This window comes from Rhodoplanes elegans (assembly GCF_016653355.1).
Classification (GTDB): domain Bacteria; phylum Pseudomonadota; class Alphaproteobacteria; order Rhizobiales; family Xanthobacteraceae; genus Rhodoplanes; species Rhodoplanes elegans.
The window spans coordinates 15189-33500 of sequence record NZ_NHSK01000081.1 but is presented as its reverse complement, the minus strand read 5'-3'; the positions used below and the strand labels follow the sequence as shown (position 1 = coordinate 33500).

15 protein-coding genes and 1 pseudogene are annotated in these 18312 nt (G+C 68.3%); 1 reads left to right on the top strand and 15 read right to left on the bottom strand.

The window, feature by feature from the left end; genetic code table 11:
- Nucleotides 1-104 precede the first annotated feature (104 nt).
- From CCR97_RS11125 to CCR97_RS11110, 4 genes and pseudogenes are all read right to left on the bottom strand, one after another.
- Nucleotides 105-883 (bottom strand): annotated as a pseudogene (locus CCR97_RS11125) (IS5 family transposase).
- 842 nt (nucleotides 884-1725) lie between these two features.
- Nucleotides 1726-3081 carry a tyrosine-type recombinase/integrase gene (locus CCR97_RS11120; protein WP_111358120.1) on the bottom strand — a complete coding sequence of 452 codons (1356 nt, stop codon included), beginning with the start codon at nucleotides 3079-3081 and terminating at the stop codon, nucleotides 1726-1728.
- 380 nt (nucleotides 3082-3461) lie between these two features.
- A complete protein-coding gene (locus tag CCR97_RS11115; protein ID WP_244670389.1) occupies nucleotides 3462-4259 on the bottom strand; it encodes a Crp/Fnr family transcriptional regulator in 798 nt (265 codons plus the stop codon).
- A 93-nt stretch (nucleotides 4260-4352) separates the two neighbouring features.
- Nucleotides 4353-4598, bottom strand: a complete 246-nt coding sequence (locus CCR97_RS11110; RefSeq protein WP_111358122.1) for a hypothetical protein — start codon at nucleotides 4596-4598, stop codon at nucleotides 4353-4355.
- A 444-nt stretch (nucleotides 4599-5042) separates the two neighbouring features.
- Between CCR97_RS11110 and CCR97_RS11105 the strand changes: the two genes are divergently transcribed.
- Nucleotides 5043-5768, top strand: a complete 726-nt coding sequence (locus CCR97_RS11105) for a response regulator transcription factor (RefSeq protein WP_111358123.1) — start codon at nucleotides 5043-5045, stop codon at nucleotides 5766-5768.
- On the opposite strand, the gene CCR97_RS31670 is transcribed toward CCR97_RS11105, so the two are convergent.
- The 11 genes from CCR97_RS31670 to CCR97_RS11055 form a co-directional block, all read right to left on the bottom strand.
- Nucleotides 5735-8752 carry a PAS domain S-box protein gene (locus CCR97_RS31670; RefSeq protein WP_170145915.1) on the bottom strand — a complete coding sequence of 1006 codons (3018 nt, stop codon included), beginning with the start codon at nucleotides 8750-8752 and terminating at the stop codon, nucleotides 5735-5737. The two genes, CCR97_RS11105 and CCR97_RS31670, sit on opposite strands and share 34 nt — an antisense overlap.
- 195 nt (nucleotides 8753-8947) lie before the next feature.
- Entirely contained in the window at nucleotides 8948-9697 is a 750-nt protein-coding gene (locus tag CCR97_RS11095) for an SDR family NAD(P)-dependent oxidoreductase (RefSeq protein WP_338049071.1), read from the bottom strand.
- Nucleotides 9698-9749: 52 nt separating this feature from the next.
- Nucleotides 9750-10436, bottom strand: coding sequence for an NAD(P)H-dependent oxidoreductase (locus CCR97_RS31665; RefSeq protein ID WP_244670386.1), 687 nt, complete (start codon nucleotides 10434-10436; stop codon nucleotides 9750-9752).
- Nucleotides 10437-10479: 43 nt separating this feature from the next.
- Nucleotides 10480-11367 carry a branched-chain amino acid ABC transporter permease gene (locus tag CCR97_RS11090; protein ID WP_111357340.1) on the bottom strand — a complete coding sequence of 296 codons (888 nt, stop codon included), beginning with the start codon at nucleotides 11365-11367 and terminating at the stop codon, nucleotides 10480-10482.
- A complete protein-coding gene (locus CCR97_RS11085; protein WP_111357341.1) occupies nucleotides 11360-12142 on the bottom strand; it encodes an ABC transporter ATP-binding protein in 783 nt (260 codons plus the stop codon). The genes CCR97_RS11090 and CCR97_RS11085 overlap by 8 nt, the downstream gene beginning before the upstream one ends.
- Nucleotides 12143-12145: 3 nt before the next feature.
- The gene (locus CCR97_RS11080; protein WP_170145830.1) at nucleotides 12146-13132 is read right to left on the bottom strand and encodes a branched-chain amino acid ABC transporter permease; all 987 of its coding nucleotides are present in this window, start codon (nucleotides 13130-13132) and stop codon (nucleotides 12146-12148) included.
- On the bottom strand, nucleotides 13104-13865 hold the full coding sequence (locus CCR97_RS11075; protein ID WP_111357343.1) for an ABC transporter ATP-binding protein: 762 nt from the start codon (nucleotides 13863-13865) through the stop codon (nucleotides 13104-13106). The genes CCR97_RS11080 and CCR97_RS11075 overlap by 29 nt, the downstream gene beginning before the upstream one ends.
- Nucleotides 13852-15015 (bottom strand): ABC transporter substrate-binding protein, encoded by a 1164-nt coding sequence (locus tag CCR97_RS11070; protein WP_111357344.1) that lies wholly within the window; start codon nucleotides 15013-15015, stop codon nucleotides 13852-13854. The genes CCR97_RS11075 and CCR97_RS11070 overlap by 14 nt, the downstream gene beginning before the upstream one ends.
- Nucleotides 15016-15155: 140 nt before the next feature.
- Nucleotides 15156-15932: an HpcH/HpaI aldolase family protein gene (locus CCR97_RS11065; RefSeq protein WP_111357345.1), complete on the bottom strand. Its 777-nt coding sequence runs from the start codon at nucleotides 15930-15932 to the stop codon at nucleotides 15156-15158.
- A 52-nt stretch (nucleotides 15933-15984) separates the two neighbouring features.
- Nucleotides 15985-16899 carry a cupin domain-containing protein gene (locus CCR97_RS11060; protein WP_111357346.1) on the bottom strand — a complete coding sequence of 305 codons (915 nt, stop codon included), beginning with the start codon at nucleotides 16897-16899 and terminating at the stop codon, nucleotides 15985-15987.
- Between the two features lie 63 nt (nucleotides 16900-16962).
- Nucleotides 16963-17889, bottom strand: a complete 927-nt coding sequence (locus CCR97_RS11055) for a DUF6282 family protein (RefSeq protein WP_111357347.1) — start codon at nucleotides 17887-17889, stop codon at nucleotides 16963-16965.
- Nucleotides 17890-18312: the final 423 nt, after the last annotated feature.

Sequence of the window (18312 nt, the reverse complement as noted above, 5' to 3'; positions counted from 1 at the left end):
CGGCCGCCGAGAAATCCGTCCGCAGAGCAACCGCTGTCGCCATGGCGCGAATCCTCCCGCGCCAAGCGAATCACAATCGGCCGCTCCCCGGAATCCCCGGCGAGTCAGGAGCCGAGGCCGTTGGTATAAATCCAGCATACAAGAGCTGCAGCGAGGCATACATATGCCAGATAATTTCTGGCCAGCCTGTCGTAGCGGGTTGCGATGCGTCTGAAGTCCTTCAGCCTGTTGAAGGCGCTCTCGATGCGCCAGCGAAGCTTGTAGAGCCGTTTGCTGAAGCTGAATGGCTGCTTTCTGTTGCAGCGATTGGGGATGACCGGCCTGGTTCCGTGCTCGTCCAGCTCTTCGCGCAGCTCGGCACTGTCATAGGCCTTGTCGCCGAGCATCCGTTTGGGTGGCTTCACGCGGCGGATCAGGCGTTCCGCAACCGGACAATCGTGCGCTTCGCCTCCCGTCAGGAGGATGGCGAGAAGGCGTCCTTTAGTATCAGCGAGTGCATGAATCTTCGTGTTGCGCCCTCCGCGCGAGCGGCCAATAGCCTGCTTCTGCTCCCCCCTTTTCCGTCCACCGCCGAGCGATCCGCCTTGATGTGCGTGGAATCGATCATCTGCGTGTCGGCGGAACGTCCGCTCGCAGCAAGCTCCCGGAACATGTTTTCCCAGATGCCCCGCCGGGCCCAGCGCACAAAGCGATTATAGATCGTCGTCGAAGGGCCGTACTCGGGCGGGCAATCGCACCAGCGGCAGCCGCTTTTCAGCACATGCACAATACCGCTGATGACACGGAGATTATCTTCGCGTTCAACACCCCGCACATCTGTCGGCAGACAGGGGGCGATCCGCTTCCACTGCTCGTCGCTCAGCCAAAAAGGATTGCCGCGCATGATCCCGATCCCCTTTCAAATTCGAATCAGGCTCGTATTGTCAGCGCACAAGAATTAATGAGTTTTGACCCTAGTTATCATAAGCATACCGCCCCATGAGCAACATGACCACCAGAGGCGACAAACGGCAAAGGAGTGCGGCGCTCTTGACTTACCAATCCACTTTTTCAGAGGAGCGCGGATTTGATTTTGACCGGCCTCCAGTGGAGGGGTCCGGTTGGAATGTTAGTTCAGGGCTCGCATTTGCACTAGCAGGCTGCTGAAAAAACTGTCTCGACTGCGAGGGCTGATCCTGATTCCGTTGTTTGAAACGACGGGGTGATTTTCGATGCGGGGCGAGCAACGAAGGTCGGAGGGGCTTTTTTCGTATATTCGGCTGGAGGAGCGGTTCGCGCTGGATCACCCATTGAGGGCGATCCTGGTGCTGGTGAATAAGGTGCTCGGCACGTTGTCGGCTCGATTTAACGAGATCGATTCGCATCTTTATCTTCTCAATCCTTGCCTACAACCTCATCCGTATACCCAAGCTGCTGGCGGCCTAAGCATGAACCCTAGGCCCCCCCGCTCACCTCGCGCTTGAACCATATCGGGGTTAGGCAAAGTCACGCTCGCCGCTCACGGAGACGCCTGTCAGGGTACTTTCGATTACCCGGCAAAGGTGGATCCCGAACTGATAGCGTATGCCGACGTGCGGCAACGACTTTTGCCGCACGGCATTTTGTCCGCTGCTGGAAACTGATGCAGTGCTATTGAGAGCGGCAACGGCTCGCTGCTCTGGTCCAATTCGAGAAATGCGAGCGGCGACTAGCTAGACCGGCCCCACAAGCTCGCCATCATTCACCTTACGCCGCCAGGGGCGCTTCCTCATTCTTCATCCGACAATCGCCTACAGCCGCATGGAAGAAGCGCGCAAGCGACGCCTTCCGGGAATCACGATCGATTGCGTAAGCCGTCTGCTTGAAAGTCACCCCGTCCAGGAGGCCTTGGATATAGCCTGCGATGGTGTCCGCAGCCATGATCAGCGCCGTATCTAGTGTGTGAATGTACTTGCTCGTAACGGATCCTTTGGCGTGCCCTACGAGCGCGGCTATCGTCACTTCGGTGAAGCCCAGATCATTTGCGATGCTCGCGAAGCTATGGCGCAGAACGTGCGGCGTAATGTCGGCAAGCGGCGACTTCTTGAAGATTTGCTTCCAATGGTTCGGAAAGCTGCCGAATGCGTTGTCCTCGCCTTGCCCAGGGAAAACGTATGTGCCGACCGCGCATGCACGCCGACGTTCGAGATATTCCACGACGAGCAAGCCGATAGCCCGGATCGATTCGCCTTCCTTGCTGTCCTCGAGCCGCAAGCAGCTTGCCTCGGTATCGACCTCCGACCATCTCAGCTGAATGATCTCGCTGCGCCGGCATCCCGTCAGCGCGATTTGACGAACAATGTCCACGGTCGTCGTATACTTCTCTTGCTCGCCTTTCTCTCGCAAGAGCTGGCCAAGAGTCCGGTACTCCGCCTCCGACAAGCGGCGCGTTCGTACCCTGTCTTTAGGCTTGCGGATACCGTGAGCCGGGTTGGTCTCGATAATGCCGGCCTCGACGGCATACGTCAGGATGCCTCCGAGCAGACCGACAGTTCGAGTTGCCGTGCCGACCCCTCCGCGTACGATGGACTTACCCCGCAGCTTCTTTGTTTTGACTGTGGTGCGTGTCTTTCCAGCCATGATGTCCTTTAAGACCTTACCGACGTCAGCTTTGGTCAGGTCCTTGACTCGCCGCGTTCCGATGAGCGGGACGATGTGCCGATGGATACGCCCTGTGTCAGTTACGATTGTCGTTGGCTTCTTCGGACGTCCTCGCTTACCCAAAATCAGGCCGGCGCTGAGGTCATTTAGATATAAATTGCACAGTTCTTTGACCGTGATGGCCCTGTGGTCAAGCTCGCGCTCCTCAGCGGGATTATCTCCCTTCGCCACGCGGCCGAGTTGGACCTTCGCCTCCTGCCTCGCTGTCTCGGGCGTCCAGACGCCATGGAGTCCAATCGTGTAGCGGCGCGAACGGCCTGCAGCGCGATACTGAATGACGTAGCTTCGCTTGCCGGTGGTGAACAATCGCAGCCCAAAGCCGGGCAGTTCGTCATCCCAGATGACGTAGTCCTTTTCGCGTACCTCTGCCGCGTCTACGACTCTCTTCGTGAGTTTAGGCAAGGCACTCCTCCCGGATGAGCGGTCGCTCCCGCGTAAGCATCACGTAAGCAGCAGGAGGAAAGCCAGGGCAAACATTCGGATACATGTGTCGTGCCGCCGTTTCAAAAAATCCAGCAGCTTCAAGTGTATGGCGTATCATGGCGTGCCCTATCGCGTTTTTCGGATAGGCAGCCTAAATTGCTCCGAAGGCAAAGGTCACACGTTCGAATCGTGTCGGGCGCGCCAGAAAATCAATGACATGAGACCGGCGGCAGAGCGGGCGGACGCGGCGGTGCGCCGCGGAGCGATGCCGCGCCGCGGACCGATGCCGTAGCGCCGGGCGCTTCGGCTCGGTTCGGCGACGCGGGCGACGGCCGCCCGCCGTCTCGCGAGAAGATTCCTCAGGCGCAGGCTTCGGGACCGATCGGATGGCTCGCCGCCGCGAGGAGATCGGCCGGCTGGAACGCCGGACCGAGCGTCTCGCCGCACGGACAGGCGGCGGCCTGCAGGCCTGCGGGATCGATGATCGCGATGATGCCGCGCCGGTAGCGGATGATCCCGGCCGTCTGCAGGGTCTGGGCGATCAGCGTGACGGTCGTCCGCCGCAGGCCGAGGAGCTCGGCGACCGTCTCCTGCGTCACCGCGACGGTGTCGCGGCCGGTCGCCTGGGCGGCGCGGGCGAGCCAGCGGGCGAAGCGCTGCTCGGCCGTGTGGGTCGCGTTGCACACCGCGATCTGCTGCGCCTGGGCGAGCAGCCAGGCCGTGCAGGCCGGGGCGATGCGGCAGAGCTCGGGGCAATCCCGCGCGGCGGCGTCGAACTCCCGCGCCGGCAGGCTGGCGATCAGGCCGCCGATCCGCACGACCGGGCGTACGGCGCCGGGGAACAGATCGGTGTCGAAGCCACAGGCGCCCTCAAGGCCGACGCTGCCGACCTCGAGATCCGCACCGCTGCCCGCCCGCAGAACGAGCGACACCATGGCCGTGAGGGGGAAGTGGACGCGATCGGACCGCGTCCCGGTCTCCCACAGCGTCGCGCCTTCGCGGGCCGCCCGGACCCTGACATGCGGGGCGAGACGGTCGCGAGCCGTGGCCGAGAGGCCGCCGAGAATGCGGTTCGCCGCCACGTCGTCCGTCTGTACGGACTGCCGCCGCAACGCTAGCCCCGAGATCGAGGCCGGGCCGCTGAAATCGTTGATCATGCTCGCCACTCTCGCGCTCCTCGACTTGGTCGTCGCCCGAGGGACCGGCGCCGATGCGAACGGGTTCGCGGGTGGGCCCTCGACGTCAATCGCTCAATCGTGCGGAAGTTCCTCGAACTGCCGCTTCAGCTCGCCGAGCACGGCCTCGCTCAGCCGGATGGCGTCGCGTTCCCCGTGGCGCGCGAGCTCCATCACGCGCCGGGCGATCAGGCCGCGCGCTCCGACCGCCGAATGAGGGACATGCAGGGATCCGCAGACGCGGTCGATGGCGACCGACATCGCGTCGATCACTTCGGGCTCGAACGCATCGACCTTTCCGAGAGCGACCACTCTGTCCATGACGGCTGCTCCATGTCCCTGTTCGGTCCGCAGAGGCGTATCGTTCGGAACTCGCCGACGGAGGCTCTCGCCGGCGGAAGTTCCGCATGCACGTCGCGGCCGCCGGGCTGCGCGGCGCCATCGAAAAGACGGCGCGGCTGCTCGCGCGGAGGCGCCGATCTCGACCGAGACTCGGGTGGTCCCAGGGCCTCGAAAAACGGACGATCCGAACCGCGGATCATCCGGAGACGGACCGGCGCCTGTCGAACGGACCCTGGCGGCATCCGACGCGAGCGTGTCGACGGTAATTGACCATGCCGGGGCGCTCCGGTGGAAGACCGGGTTTGTGCAGATTTGTACGGATCGCCGGGATGTCTTGCGTGCGCCCGCACGGTTCGCTTAAACGGGATCCTCACCGAAAGCGGGCATCATCGGCCGGCAGGCGTGCGCGAAGGCACGACAAGAATGAGCGGAACGCCAGCCATCCTGGTCGTCGACGACGACGAGGCGGTGCGCGAGGTCCTGCGCAAGGGGCTCGAGGCCGAGGGATTCGCGGTGCGCGAGGCGGCCGGCAAGAAGTCGCTGCTCGAGGCCCTCGACGCCGAGCCGATCCGTCTCATCACGCTCGATCTCGGGCTCGGCCGCGACGACGGGCTGTCGCTCGCCAACGAGATCCGCGCGCGCCGGAACCTGCCGATCGTGATGATCACGGCGCGCGGTGAGCCGGTCGACCGGGTCACCGGGCTCGAGCACGGCGCCGACGACTACATCACCAAGCCGTTCCACATTCGCGAGGTGGTGCTGCGCATCCGCACCGTGCTGCGCCACTACACCGGCCTGCAGACCTCCCCGGAGCACGACGGGCCGACGAACCGCCGGCATCGCTTCGCCGCCGGCGTTCTCGACATGGGCCGGCGCGAGCTGCGCGATCCGGCGGGGTCGGCGCTCGAGCTGACCGACACCGAGATCCGCCTGCTCGATCTGTTCCTGCGCTGCCCGAACCGGGTGCTGAGCCGCGACGAGATCTCGCTCGCGATCGTCGGTCGGCGCTGGGAGCCGCTCGACCGCACCGTCGACGGGCACGTGGCGCGGCTTCGCCGCAAGATCGAGCCGCCCGGCGAGGCGCCGACCCTCATCAAGAGCGTGCGCGGCGTCGGCTACGTGTTCACGGGCGACGTCACGACCGGCTGAGCGCGCGCCGTGTCGAGCTCCGGGTGGAGGGCAGCCGCGACGGCGCGGGCGAGTCGCGCCATGCTGTAGGGCTTCTCGAGGATCGCCACTCCGGCGGGTGCGCGGCTGTCGTCGCGGCGCGGATCGCCGGGCTCGAAGCCGGTGGTCAGCAGCACCGGCAGTGCCGGGTGCTCGGCCCGCAGCGTCGCCGCGAGATCGTAGCCCGAGGCGCCCGGCATGCTGATGTCGCTGAACACGAGGTCGACGGGCTCGCCGGCGCGGATCTGCGCCAAAGCCTCGGCGGCGTCGCGGGCCTCCAGCACCGCGTAGCCCAGCATCTCGAGCCGCCGAAGCGACACCTGGCGGACCCGCTCGTCGTCCTCGACGACCAGCACGAGCTCGCCGTCGCCGGTCGGCGCCGGCTCGGACGGTCCGGTCTCGACCGCGGCCGTCGCCACGGCGCGCGGCAGGTAGAGCGACACGCAGGTGCCGGCGCCGGGAGCGCTCGTCACCGACACGAAGCCGCCGGCGTCGCGCACGAATCCGAACACGCTGGCGAGACCGAGCCCGGTGCCCTGGCCGAGCCGCTTGGTGCTGAAGAACGGCTCGCCGATCCGCCGCAGGATCTCGGGCGGCATGCCGACGCCGCTGTCGGTGACGGAGAGCCGCACATGGTCGCCCGGCGCCGCGCCGTCGCGAAGCTCGGGCGAGTCGGGGGCCACCACGACGTTCGCCACCGCGATGGTCAGCGTGCCGCCCGCCGGCATCGCCTCGCGAGCGTTGAGGGCGAGGTTGAAGAGGACGCTGTCGATCTCGCCGGGATCGACCTCGACCGGCCACAGGTCGGGCGCGATCTCGGTCTTCAGCGCCACGGAGGGCCCGACCGTGTGCTCGAGCAGGCGCGCCGCCGTCTTCACCTGCTCGCTCACGACCAGCCGCTCCCGCACCGGCGTGCGGCGCCGACCGGCCGAGAGGATCTGCTGCATGCGCCGCGACAGGGTGGCGCCGTCGCGGATCGCCGACAGCGACGTGGCGATCGCCCGGCGCACGTCGTCGGGCGCCTCGCGCGTCTCGACCAGCTCCAGGTTCCCGGCGACGACCGACAGGAGATTGTTGAAGTCGTGGGCGATGCCGCCGGCGATCCGGCTGAACGTCTCGAAGCGCTGCGATTGCGACAGCTCCCGCTCGGCCCGCTTGCGCTCGGTGATCTCGATGGCGGCGCAGATCACCCCGCCGATCGTGCCACCCGGATCGCGCAGCGGCTCGACCAGCAGGTCGTAGCACCACGAGACACCCTGCCGGGTGACCTCGACCTCGTGGCGCTCGCCGATCGCGGTCGTGATCACCCGCGTCTTGAGGGCGTCGAGAACGGCGGCGTCCTCCGCGCGCTCAAGGATCTCGGCGTCGCGCTTGCCGATCACGGCGTCGGCGGCGCACCCGTAGACGGCGCTGTTGACCCAGGTGTAGCGAAGCGCCTGGTCCTGCGCGAACACCGTGATGGGGGCCGCCGCGAGCGCCAGGCGGAACCGCTCGTTGGCGAGCCGCAGCTCGCGCTCGGCCCGCTTGCGCGCGCCGACCTCGCGGACGATCGCCCACATGGCGTTCGGCACCCCGTTCGCGTCCCGGCCCAGAACGGTGCGCAGCTCGACCGGAATCACGGTGCCGTCCTTGCGTCGGTACTCCTTCTCGTAGACGTCGGAATAGCCGCGGCGCAGGATCTGCTCCTGCACGATCGTCTCCTCCGCCTCGTGCCACGCCTCGGGCGTGAGGTCCCGATAGGTGAGGTGCCGCAGTTCGTCCGCCGAATAGCCGAGCATCTCGGCATAGAGGTCGTTATGGGCGACGATGCGCCCCGCCATGTCGGTCTGCACGAACGGGTCTCGCATCGACTCGTGCAGGGTGCGGTAGCGCAGCTCGCTCTCGCGCAGGGCGGCGAGGACGCGGTCGCGCTCCTCGGCGCGGCGGGCGAGGTCGTGCGACGCCTCGCGCAGCGCCGCCCCGATCGTGTTGATCTCGGTCACCGGCGTCGCCGCGACCGAGACGATCTCCCCGTGACCGATTCGTCGTGCCGCAGCGTTCACGACCGACATCGCGGCCAGGATGCGACGCCCGGTGATGCGGGTCAGGATCAGGGTGAGAACCCCGAGCGCGGCGCCGAGCCCCAGCAGAGTGCCGACGGAGCGGGTCATCGGAGCTTCGAGCGACGCGGTCGGGATCGCGACGACCACGCGCCAGCCGGACTGCGACGTGTCGTAGGCGAAGAAGGCCGACACGCCGTCCCGGTTGGTCGAGGTGAACGACCCGGCGCCCGTCCCGTAGGTCTGGCGGGTCGGTCGGCCGACGAGATCGTCGCGCGCCGGGATCCGGATGATCTGCAGCCCGCGACGGTCGATGATGCCGGCCGACCATCCGGTCGGCAGCGCCATTCGCTCCAGGGTCGATTGGAGAAAGTCGGGCGGGAAGCTGGCGCTGACCACCCATCCGGTCGCGCCGGAGACCCGGGCCGGCACGATCAGGTGGAGGGCCGGCTGCCCGGTGATCACGCCGGTCAGCAGGTCGCTGCTGTAGGGACGGCCGGTCGCCACCACGTAGGCGTCCGCCGCCTTCAGCTCGGGCGGATTGCCGGTGAGCCGCTCCCCCATCGGCAGCCGCGTGCTGACGATGCCGACCCCTTCCGGATCGCGCAGTGTGACGTGGAAGCGTTGCCGGCGTTGGACTTCCTGGGCGTGCCGGTGGAACTCGTCGAGGTCGCCGCGCTGCAGGCTCGGCGACAGCGCGAGCGCCTCGAGCGTCGTGGTGATGTTGGCCACCTCGCGATCGACCGCGACGGCGAGGGTCCTGGCGACCGTCCGGGTGCGCTCCTTGAGGCGCTCGCTCTCGGAGAACGAGTACTGGACGAACAGGACCCCGGTGAACAGGAAGGCCGGAACGATCAGGCCGAGCCCGAGCACCGTGAGGTGCCAGGCGAGCGAGCGGCTCTTGTCGGCGGCGCGAACGTCGGTCACGGCGAGCCCTTCGCCGATGCCGCTCGGCCTCGATCCGGTCGTCGCACGCCGCGGCATCGGCCGTCCAGATCATAGGACGGTGGCCGACTGCCTTCGAGGGGTTCCTTCGTCTAGCTTCGCGGCGTTACGTCGCCGCCGTGGCGTCCGAGTCCGCTGGCCGACACAAGCCGGCGGGCGAGGCGCCGGCGTCTCGCCTCAGGTCACGCCGCCGTCGGCCACGATGGTGCGGCCGGTGACCCAGCCAGCCGCGGCGGAGCACAGGAAGAGCGCGATGCCGGCGATGTCGTCGGGCTGGCCGATGCGGCCGAGCGGCGTCGTCGCGACGATCCCGGCGCCGCGCTCGGCGATGATCGCCGTGGTCATGTCGGTCTCGATCACGCCGGGCGCGATGGCGTTGACCGTGATGCCCTTCGGGCCGAGCTCCTTGGCCCAGGCGTGGGTCAGCGTGATCACGGCGGCCTTGGAGGCCGAGTAGACCGAGGTGGTCGGGATCGGCCGGTAGGCGAGCGCCGAGGCGATGTTGACGATGCGGCCGCCCGGCGAGGGGAGGTGCGGCAGCGCGGCCTGGGCGACCAGCACGGGACCCAGCACGTTGGCGTCGAGGGTGTCGCGCACGAAGGCGGCGTCCATGGCGCCGAGCGGCTTGTAGATCCCGATGCCGGCGCAGTTGACCAGGATGTCGAGACGGCCGAGCCGGGCGACGGTGTCGTCGACCAGTCTTTGCACCGCGTTCTGGTCGGCGATGTCGCCCCCGACCGCGACGGCCTGCCCGCCCGCCGCCGCGATCTCGGCGACCAGTGCGTCGGCCGCGTCGCGGCGGGACTTGTAGTTGATCGCCACCGCGGCGCCGGCGCCGGCGAGCCGCCGGGCGATGCCGGCGCCGATGCCGCGCGAGCCGCCCGTGATGAGCGCGGCCTTGCCGCGCAACGAGGTGTCGTCCGTCACGATCGAGTTCCTTTCATTGCAATCCGTCGATCCCGGCCGCTCGGCCGGGGAATCATTGTGGCGACGCCTCGGCTTCGAGCGATGCGGTGGCCGGCGCCGGCCCGGCGACCGCCAGGATGCGGTCGCGCCACGCCGCGAGATAGTTTTCGCGCGTCGCCTGGTCGACGCGGGGCGCCGCATAGGCGACGAAGGGCTCCTGCGCCTGCATGCCGAGATACTCGATCACCAGCCGCTGCACCGGCCACAGCACCTGATCGAGCTCGCCGTAGACCCCGTCGCGCGAGAAGCGCTCGCGCGTGCCGCCCGTGGTCAGGCACAGCAGGCCCTTCTTTTGAGGAAAGAAGCCGGTGTCGAAGCGCTTTCCGTCCGCATAGGCGAAGCCGAAGGCGAGCACGCGGTCGAACCAGCCCTTCACGATCGCCGGCACGTTGCCCCACCAGATCGGATAGAGCCACACGACCAGATCGGCGCGCAGGAAGCGCTCCTGCTCGCGCGCGATGTCGGGCGCGAAGGTGCCGGTCGCGTGGGCGTGGCCCTGCTCGGTCTGATAGTGGAACCGCGCCGGTTCGGCGGTCTCGACGAAGTCGTGCCGCCCGGCGACCGGGTCGAAGCCTTCGCCGTAGAGATCCGACACCTCCACGGTGTGGCCGGCCTCGCGCAGCGCGTCGGCCGCCGTCGCGGTGAGGGCGGCCGTGAACGAGGTCGGCTCGGGATGGGCGGTGACGAGAAGGACATGCATTCCTGAGCTCTCCTGACGAGGGCAGCCGCGGTGGTCGCGGCCGTCACGCCTTCTTGCCGCGGCCGCCGAAGAGGCCCTGCGGGAAGAACAACAGGACGATCAGCAGCACCGTGAGGGCGACGACGTTCTTGTAGCCGGCGCCGACCACCACGATGGCGGCGGATTGCACGACGCCGAGCAGCACGCCGCCGAGCAGCGCCGCCGGCGCGCTGCCGAAGCCGCCGATGATCGCCGCGATGAAGCCGTTGGTGCCGAACGGCGCGCCGACCCCGTAGGCCGTGTACTGGGTCGGCGTGATCAGGATGCCGGCGGCCGCTCCGAGCGCCGCCGAGAGCGCGAAGGACAGCATCAGCATGGCGTCGACCGGGATGCCGAGCAGGGCCGCCGCCTCGCGGTTCTGCGAGCAGGCGCGCAGCGCCCGCCCGGCCCGGGTGCGGGTGAAGAACAGGGTGAGCAGCGCCACCATCAAGGCACCGCAGCCGAGAATCCAGAACAGCTGGTAGCTGATCGCGATGTCGCCCAGCTTCAGGGGGCCGCCGGGCGTGAAATCCGGATAGGTGCGCGGCTGGTCGCCCATGGTGAGGATCACGATCTGCTCGATCAGCAGCTGAACCGCGAGCGTCGCGAGGATGATGGCGAACAGCGGTGCCTTGCGGTTCCACATCGGCCGCACCACGGCGACGTGCACGACGACGCCGATGGCGGCGACCGCCACGATGCTGACCAGCGCCGCCACGGCGAGCGGCCAGCCGAGCTTGATCAGGAACGCATGGGTGAACATGCCGCCCAGCATCACGAACACGCCCTGGGCGAAGTTGACGATGCCGCTGGCGTTGTAGATGACGCAGAACCCGATGGCGATCAGCCCGTAGACGAGGCCGATGCCGACGCCGTTGACGAGGCTCTGGACCAGCTCGACGAGGCTAGGCATGGGCGGCCTCCGGGGTCTCCTCGGCGCCCAGATAGGCGGCGATCACGTCGGGGTGGCGCTTGATCTCGTCGGGCGTGCCCTCGGCGATCTTGCAGCCGAAGTCGAGCACGGCGATGCGGTGCGCGATGCGCGTCACCAGGGCCATGTCGTGTTCGATCAACAGCACGGTGGTTCCTTTGCGGTTCAGCTCCTGGATGACCTCGGCGAGCGCATCGGTTTCGTGCGCGTTGAGGCCGGCGGCGGGCTCGTCGAGCAGGAGGAGCCGCGGCTTCGCGGCGAGGGCACGGGCGACCTCGAGCAGACGCTGCTGGCCGTAGGGCAGGAGCTCGGCGTCCTGGTCGGCGACGGCGCCGAGGCCGACGAAGGCGAGCAGCTCGCGTGCCCGCGCGTGCACGTCGGCCTCCTGGCGGCGGAACCAGGACGGGCGCAAGAGCGCGGCCGTGACGCCGCCGCGGGTCGCGAGATGGAAGCCGACCTCGACGTTCTCGGCGACCGTGAGCCCCTTGAACAGCTGGACGAGCTGGAAGGTGCGCACCAGGCCGGCGGCGGCGATGCGGTCCTGGCGCAACCTCGTGATGTCCGCGCCGGCGAACGCGATGGTGCCTTCGGTCGGCGGCAGGAAGCCCGACACCATGTTGAAGAACGTCGTCTTGCCGGCACCGTTCGGGCCGATGACGGCGAACAGGCTGCCCTCCGGCACGTCGAGATCGATGGCGTTGACGGCGGTGAGGCCGGCGAAGCGCTTGGTCAGGCCGCGCACCGAGAGCAGCGCCATGGCTCAGCTCCCCGCCTGCGGCGTGGCAGCGCGCGGCCGGCCGAGGCCGGACAGCGCCGAAAGGCCCTTGGGGGCGTAGACGAGCAGCACCAGCAGGACGAGCGCATAGGCGATGTCCTGGAAGCGGCCGGTGCCACGCACCACCTCGGGCAGCAGCGAGGCGACGACGGCGCCGATCGCCGGGCCGAGCACGGTGCCGATGCCGCCGACATAGAGCATCGTGAAGGTGACGACGACCATCTGCAGCCCGAACACCTCCGGGCTGATGAAGCCGACGACGTGGGCGAACAGCGAGCCGGCCGCAGAGGCGTAGAGCGCGGCGATGACGAAGGCGGCGAGCTTGTAGCGCGGGATGCGGATGCCGAGCGCGGCGGCGCCGGGCTCGCTGGTCGAGATCGCCCGCAGCGCGCGGCCGAAGCGGGAGTCGCGCAGCCGGTTGGAGATCCACAGACCGAAGAGCAGGATCACCATCAGGCAGACGAGCTTCGCCCGTTCGTCGTCGATCTCGTAGGGGCCGATGCCGAGCGGCGGAATGCCCGCGTAGCCCATGTAGCCTTTGGTCAGGCTCTCCCACTGCACCGAGACGTCGTAGGTGATCAGGCCGAGCGCGAAGGTGGCCATCGCCAGATAGTGGCCGCGCAGCCGCAGTGTCGGCCAACCGACGACCAGGGCCGCGACGCCGGCGATCGCCATCGCGACGACGAGCGCCAGGATCGGCGGGAGGCCGTACTGGACGCACAGGATGGCCGAGCCGTAGCCGCCGATCGCCGCGAAGGCGTTCTGCCCGAACGACGCCTGGCCCGTGTAGCCCATGAAGAAGTTCAGCCCGACGCAAAACAGGCCGTAGATCATCGCGAGCTGCATCACGGTGAGCAGATAGCCGCCGCGCAGGAACACGAAGCCGAACAGCAGCGCGATCAGGACGGCGGCGCCGATCCCGACCCAGCCGACGCGGCCGAGCCTAGTGGAAATAGTAGCGGGCAAGGTCATGGTGCGATCCGATCTGGTCCGCCGGAAGCTCGGCCCGGACGCTGCCCGAGGCGAGGACATAGACGCGCTTCGCCAGCTTGAGCGCGAGCGGCGCCTTCTGCTCGACCAGCAGGATGCCGAGGCCGTTGCGGTTGAGCTCGCCGAGCGTGTCGAGAATGCCGGAGGCGACCCGTGGGGCGAGGCCGAGCGAGGGCTCGTCGAGCATCAGGAGCTGCGGCCCCGCCATCAGGGCGCGGCCGACGGCGAGCATCTGCTGCTCGCCGCCCGACATCGAGGCGGCGATCTGGTCGGCGCGCAGCCGCAGCTTCGGGAACAATTCGAACACCGTCGCGAAGCGCCGCTCGATCTCCTCGCCGGCACCGCCGAGGCCGTAGGCGCCGAGCAGCAGGTTCTCGCGCACCGTCATCTCGCCGAACAGGCCGCGCCCCTCCTGCACCATCACGATACCGAGCCGCGCGACCTTGTGGGTCGGCAGTGCCGAGATGTCCTGCCCGCGAAAGCTGATCCGCCCGGCGCCCGGCACCAGCCGGGCGATGGCGCGCAGGAGCGTCGTCTTGCCGGCGCCGTTCGGCCCCAGCACGGTGACGAACTCGCCTTCGCCGACCCGCAGGTCGACCGGCTTCAGGGCCGCGACGCGGCCGTAGCTGGCAGACAGGCCGGCGACCTCGATCAGCGGCGGCCGCCCGTCGGCGGCCGGCCGCGCATCGACGAGCGTCGCGTCAGCGGCCGTCATGATTGATGGCCAGCTTGCCGTCCTTCACATAGGCGATCACGTAGGGGTTCTTGGTGATGCCCACATGCTGGGTCGGCGAGAACTCGTAAGGGGCGCCGGCGCCCACATAGGGGCCGATCTTCTCGAAGGCGTCGCGCACCGCCGTCCCCTCGGTCGTCTTGGCAGCCTCCATGGCCTGCGCCAGCATCAGGAGCGAATCCCAGGCGCGCGACGACATCGAGGTGTCGATCTTGCCGCCGTGCTTCGCCTTCAGGGGCGTGATGAAGGCCTCCGCCGCGGCGCGCGCCTTGGGATCGGTGATCAGGGCGAGGTCGTCGATCGCCACCTGGATGATGGGCGAGGGGAACAGATAACGATCGCCCAGCACCCGGCCGGCCTCGACGAGCAGGTCGCGCTCGTTGACGCTGCCGAGGAGAAGCATCTTGTCGAGCCCGAGGCTCTTGATGTTCTTGGCCACCGTGATCACCGCGTTGCCCTGGCCGATCATGATGATGGCGCCGGCGCCGGCGGCGTTGATGCGGCCGATCTGGACGCTGAAGTCGGCGTCCTCCTGCTGGTAGGACTCGTTCGCCACCACCTCGAGCCCGAACTCCTTGGCGTCCTCCAGCGCGAACTTGCGCATCAGCGAGCCGTAGGGGCTCGGATCGCCGAGAATGCCGACCTTGCGGATGTCGGTCTTGCTCTTCAGGAACTCGTAGCGCGAGTCGACCTCGAACTTGGGCGGCGGCAGGAAGCTGAACGCCCACTTCTGCTCCTCCGGCTGCTGCGGCAGGATCGAGCAGAGCATCATCGGCAGCTTGGCGCGCGTGACGAAGCTCGCGGCGGCGAAGTTCCCGGCCGAGATGCAGCCGCTGTCGAAGGCGACGACCTTGTCCTCGGTCATCATCTTCCGATAGACGAGGACGGCCTGCTGCGGGATCGACTTGTTGTCCTCGTGTACGAGCTGCAGCTTCTTGCCGAGCACGCCGCCCTTGGCGTTGAGCGCCTCGACGGCGAGCTCCAGCCCTTCGCGCCAGTGGCCGTCGGTGATCGACCCGTAGCCGGTGAGGCCGAGCGAGGAGCCGATCTTGATCGTGTCTTGCGCGGCGGCCGGGACGACGGGCGTCGTCGCGAGCAGGGCCGCGAGAACAAGGACGTGACGAGACGTCATCGCGTTTCCTCCGTTGGTTCTTTTGATCGTTTCTTTTTATATAGCGACAGCCGTCCGGCTTTGCCGGATCGGCTCGCTCGATCTGCCTTCTCGATCGAGCAGCTCTTCGCGCGGGCCGGGCCGAGGTCCCGTGCCGGCGCTCAGGCCGGCGTCGTGATCCGGGCCTTGACGTCGGCGAGGCCGGCGAGGGCGCCGGCCCGCAGAAAGCCCTGGTCGGACGACACCACGAACGTGCTGGCGCCGAGCTCCTTCAGCCAGGCCGCCTCGGTGCCGTTGGCCGCGTACACGCTGATCGACTTGCCGGCGGCGCGCGCCGCCGCCGTGATGCGCTCGACGGCGCGACGCACCGCCGGCGGATCGGGCGTCTCGTCGCCGAAGGCGGCGGTGAGGTCGCCGCGGCCGATGAACAGCGAGTCGACACCCTCGACGGCCGCGATCGCGTCGATCTCGTCGAGCGCCTCGGGGTCCTCGATCTGCGCCACCATCACGATGTCGGCGTCGGACTGCGCGATGTGGCGCCACATGGGTACGGCCGTGTAGCGGCCGGCCGGCGTCGAGGTGGCGAAGCCGCGCTTGCCGCCGCGGTAGCGGCACAGCGCCGCGGCCTTGCGGGCGTAATCCGCGCTCGACACGTGCGGGACGAGCACGCCCATCCCGCCGCTGTCGAGCACCGAGAGGATCGCGTCCGGCCCCGGCACGCGCACCAGCGCCGGCACGCCGGCGGCGCGCGCCGCCATCATGGCGATGTCGGTGGTGCCGCGATCGAATGCCGCGTGCTCCTGGTCGATGACGACGAAGTCGAAGCCTGCGTCGGCGACGATCTCGGTGGCGTGGCCGGTCGGCGTCTTCAGGAACGTGCCGATCAACGGCTCGCGGGCGAGCACGCGCTGGCGGAACGTCCGGGTGGAAGAGGTCATGGTCGCGCGTCCGCTGTGCCAATCGTTTGCTGCAGGCCGATGCGCCGCTCCGTCACGGCATCGGATAATCGTCGGCATTGAGCACCCAGCCGGGCTTCTGCGAGAAGTCGAGCCGCGGCGGGCAGAAGATGTCGACGAGCTGATTGAGGCCGGGGCCGACCGCCTCGGTCGTGTGGATCGCGGGCGGCGGGATGACGGCGATCGACGGGCTGCCGCACAGCTCGTGATCGTCGTTCCGCCAGAACGTCTTGTTGACGGTCCAGGGCCAGCGCAGGTGGTGGACGAACTCGCCCTCGATGGCCAGCGAGCACTGCTCGAAGTCGTCGTGGTGATGCGGCGAGAGCCGGGTCGCGTCGCGCGGCCCCTGATAGGAATCGAGGAAGTTCACCATGAAGGTACTGCCGCGCCAGATGCGGCCGAAGCGGCCCTTCTCGGGCGGCACGTCGAGCCCGTAGACGTGCAGCTTGTAGCCACCTTTCGGCGCCGGCCACGGTTCGAGCGATGCGACGAGCGGCTTCGCGTCCGCGTAAGATGCGGCGTTGCTGCACTTGGCGACGAGATCGGCGGCCCGCGTCGTGATCATGCGGATGATGCGGCCCGGCACGATCACCTTGATCTCCGACGGTCCCGGCGGCACGAAGGCGAGCGAGTTGCCCTCGACCCGCGTGGTGCCGCCGCGCGCGGTGATCTCGACCACGCTCTGCCGGTCCGGCATCAGGACGGCGTACTCGTCGTCCTGCGTCGCGCGGGCCAGCACGGCGCCTGCGGTCGGCTCGGAATAGGCGATGACGAAGTTCTGGCCGCGGGCGTACCAGGTCTTCCCGGCGGGGCCGTCCTCCTGCGCCGGCTCGGCATAGAAGCGGACATACTCGGCGCCGCCGAACGGGCCTGCGGCCGCGCCGGCGCCGGCCGACTTGGCGGGAGCCGCCGGTGCGAGGGCGGCGCGGGGGTCGCTGACGTCGTACATGGTCACCTCGTCATCGTAACGATCGTGATGATCGCCTCGATCGTCGTTGAAACTCGCCGCGGCTCAGGCCGCCGCCGGCAGATCCGCTTCCAGCCCCAGCACCCGGGCCGCGTTCAGCGACACCATGTGGCGGATCTGGTCGTCGTCGTAGCCGAGCGCCAGGCACATCGCGATGCCGCGCCGAAATCCCTCGATCGGATCGACCGAACCGACCTGGCCCAGATCCGAGCACAGGATCGTCTTCTCGACGCCGGCCGCCTCGATGTGGTGGTGCAGCTCCTCGGCCCCCGCGATCTTGAAGCGCGAGCCCTCGATGAACATGGCGAGCGAGTGCTCCACATAGGCGCCCATCGCGGCCATGCCCTTCACGTCGTTGAGGCTCGCCCCGACGATCTCCTCCGGATGCGTGAGGATCAGCCGCGTGACGCCGCGCCGCTTGGCCTCCTCGAACACCACCCAGGTCTCGCTGATGTGCAGATGCCCGCTCGCCAGCGTCATGTCGAAGCGGGCGACGATGTCGAGCACCGCCTTCACCTCGTCGCGCACGCCGCCGCCCGCGTCGAGCACCGGGATGCCGACCGGCGGGCGCATCCGGTCGGTCGAGGCCGGGTGGCTCCACTGCGCCTGCGCCTGCCAGCGCAGATGGTTCTCGGCCGCGAGGGTCGGCAGCCAGACGATCTTGCCGCCCATCGCGGCGGTGTGCTCGACCGCGTAGGGGTTGAAGCCGCCGACCACGTTGTTGAGCACGATGCTCGGATAGATCTTCGTCGTCAGCTCGGGGAAGTTGGTGCGGATCAGCGCCGTCGTCATGGCGCTCGAATAGTCGTGATCCTTGGTCACCACCGCGGCGAAGCCGGCGGCCGACGCGGCGCGCAGCAGCGCGACGTGATCGAGCGCGCGCGGCGCGATCGACGGGCCGCTGTGGACGTGCGGATCGACGGCGCCGCGCAGCAGCCGGTCGATCCGGGCCTCGGTGTCGTCGCGCGTCATCGTCGGCACTCGGCTCCATGGTCGTCGCCGACGGGATCTCGTCGGCAGGGACGTCCACGGCGGGGCCGCGGACGTCGAGTGAGGGGCGATCGTGCGATGGCCGCACCGACCGCGCTGTGGGTGCGCGGGGGTGTCGGGGCGGCGAACCGGCGATCCTCCTGGCGCCTCCCTCGTGTTCGCGAGGGCGAAACGCTGTTTTCTTTTCAAGGTAACGACCGTTCGCCGCGGCTGTCAATCGCCTGCCTTCGGGACCGGCCCCATCGACGCGACTGCCACCGACGATTGTCTCGATCCGCGGGTGTTGTCGTTTCGCGAGCGATCCGGTCGCAATCGGCATACCCGACGCTCACTGCCCGCCGGTCCGGCGCAACGGAAATCTGGTAGAATTTCACGAAGCGGAACGTGACGACGCCCCGTCGTCCA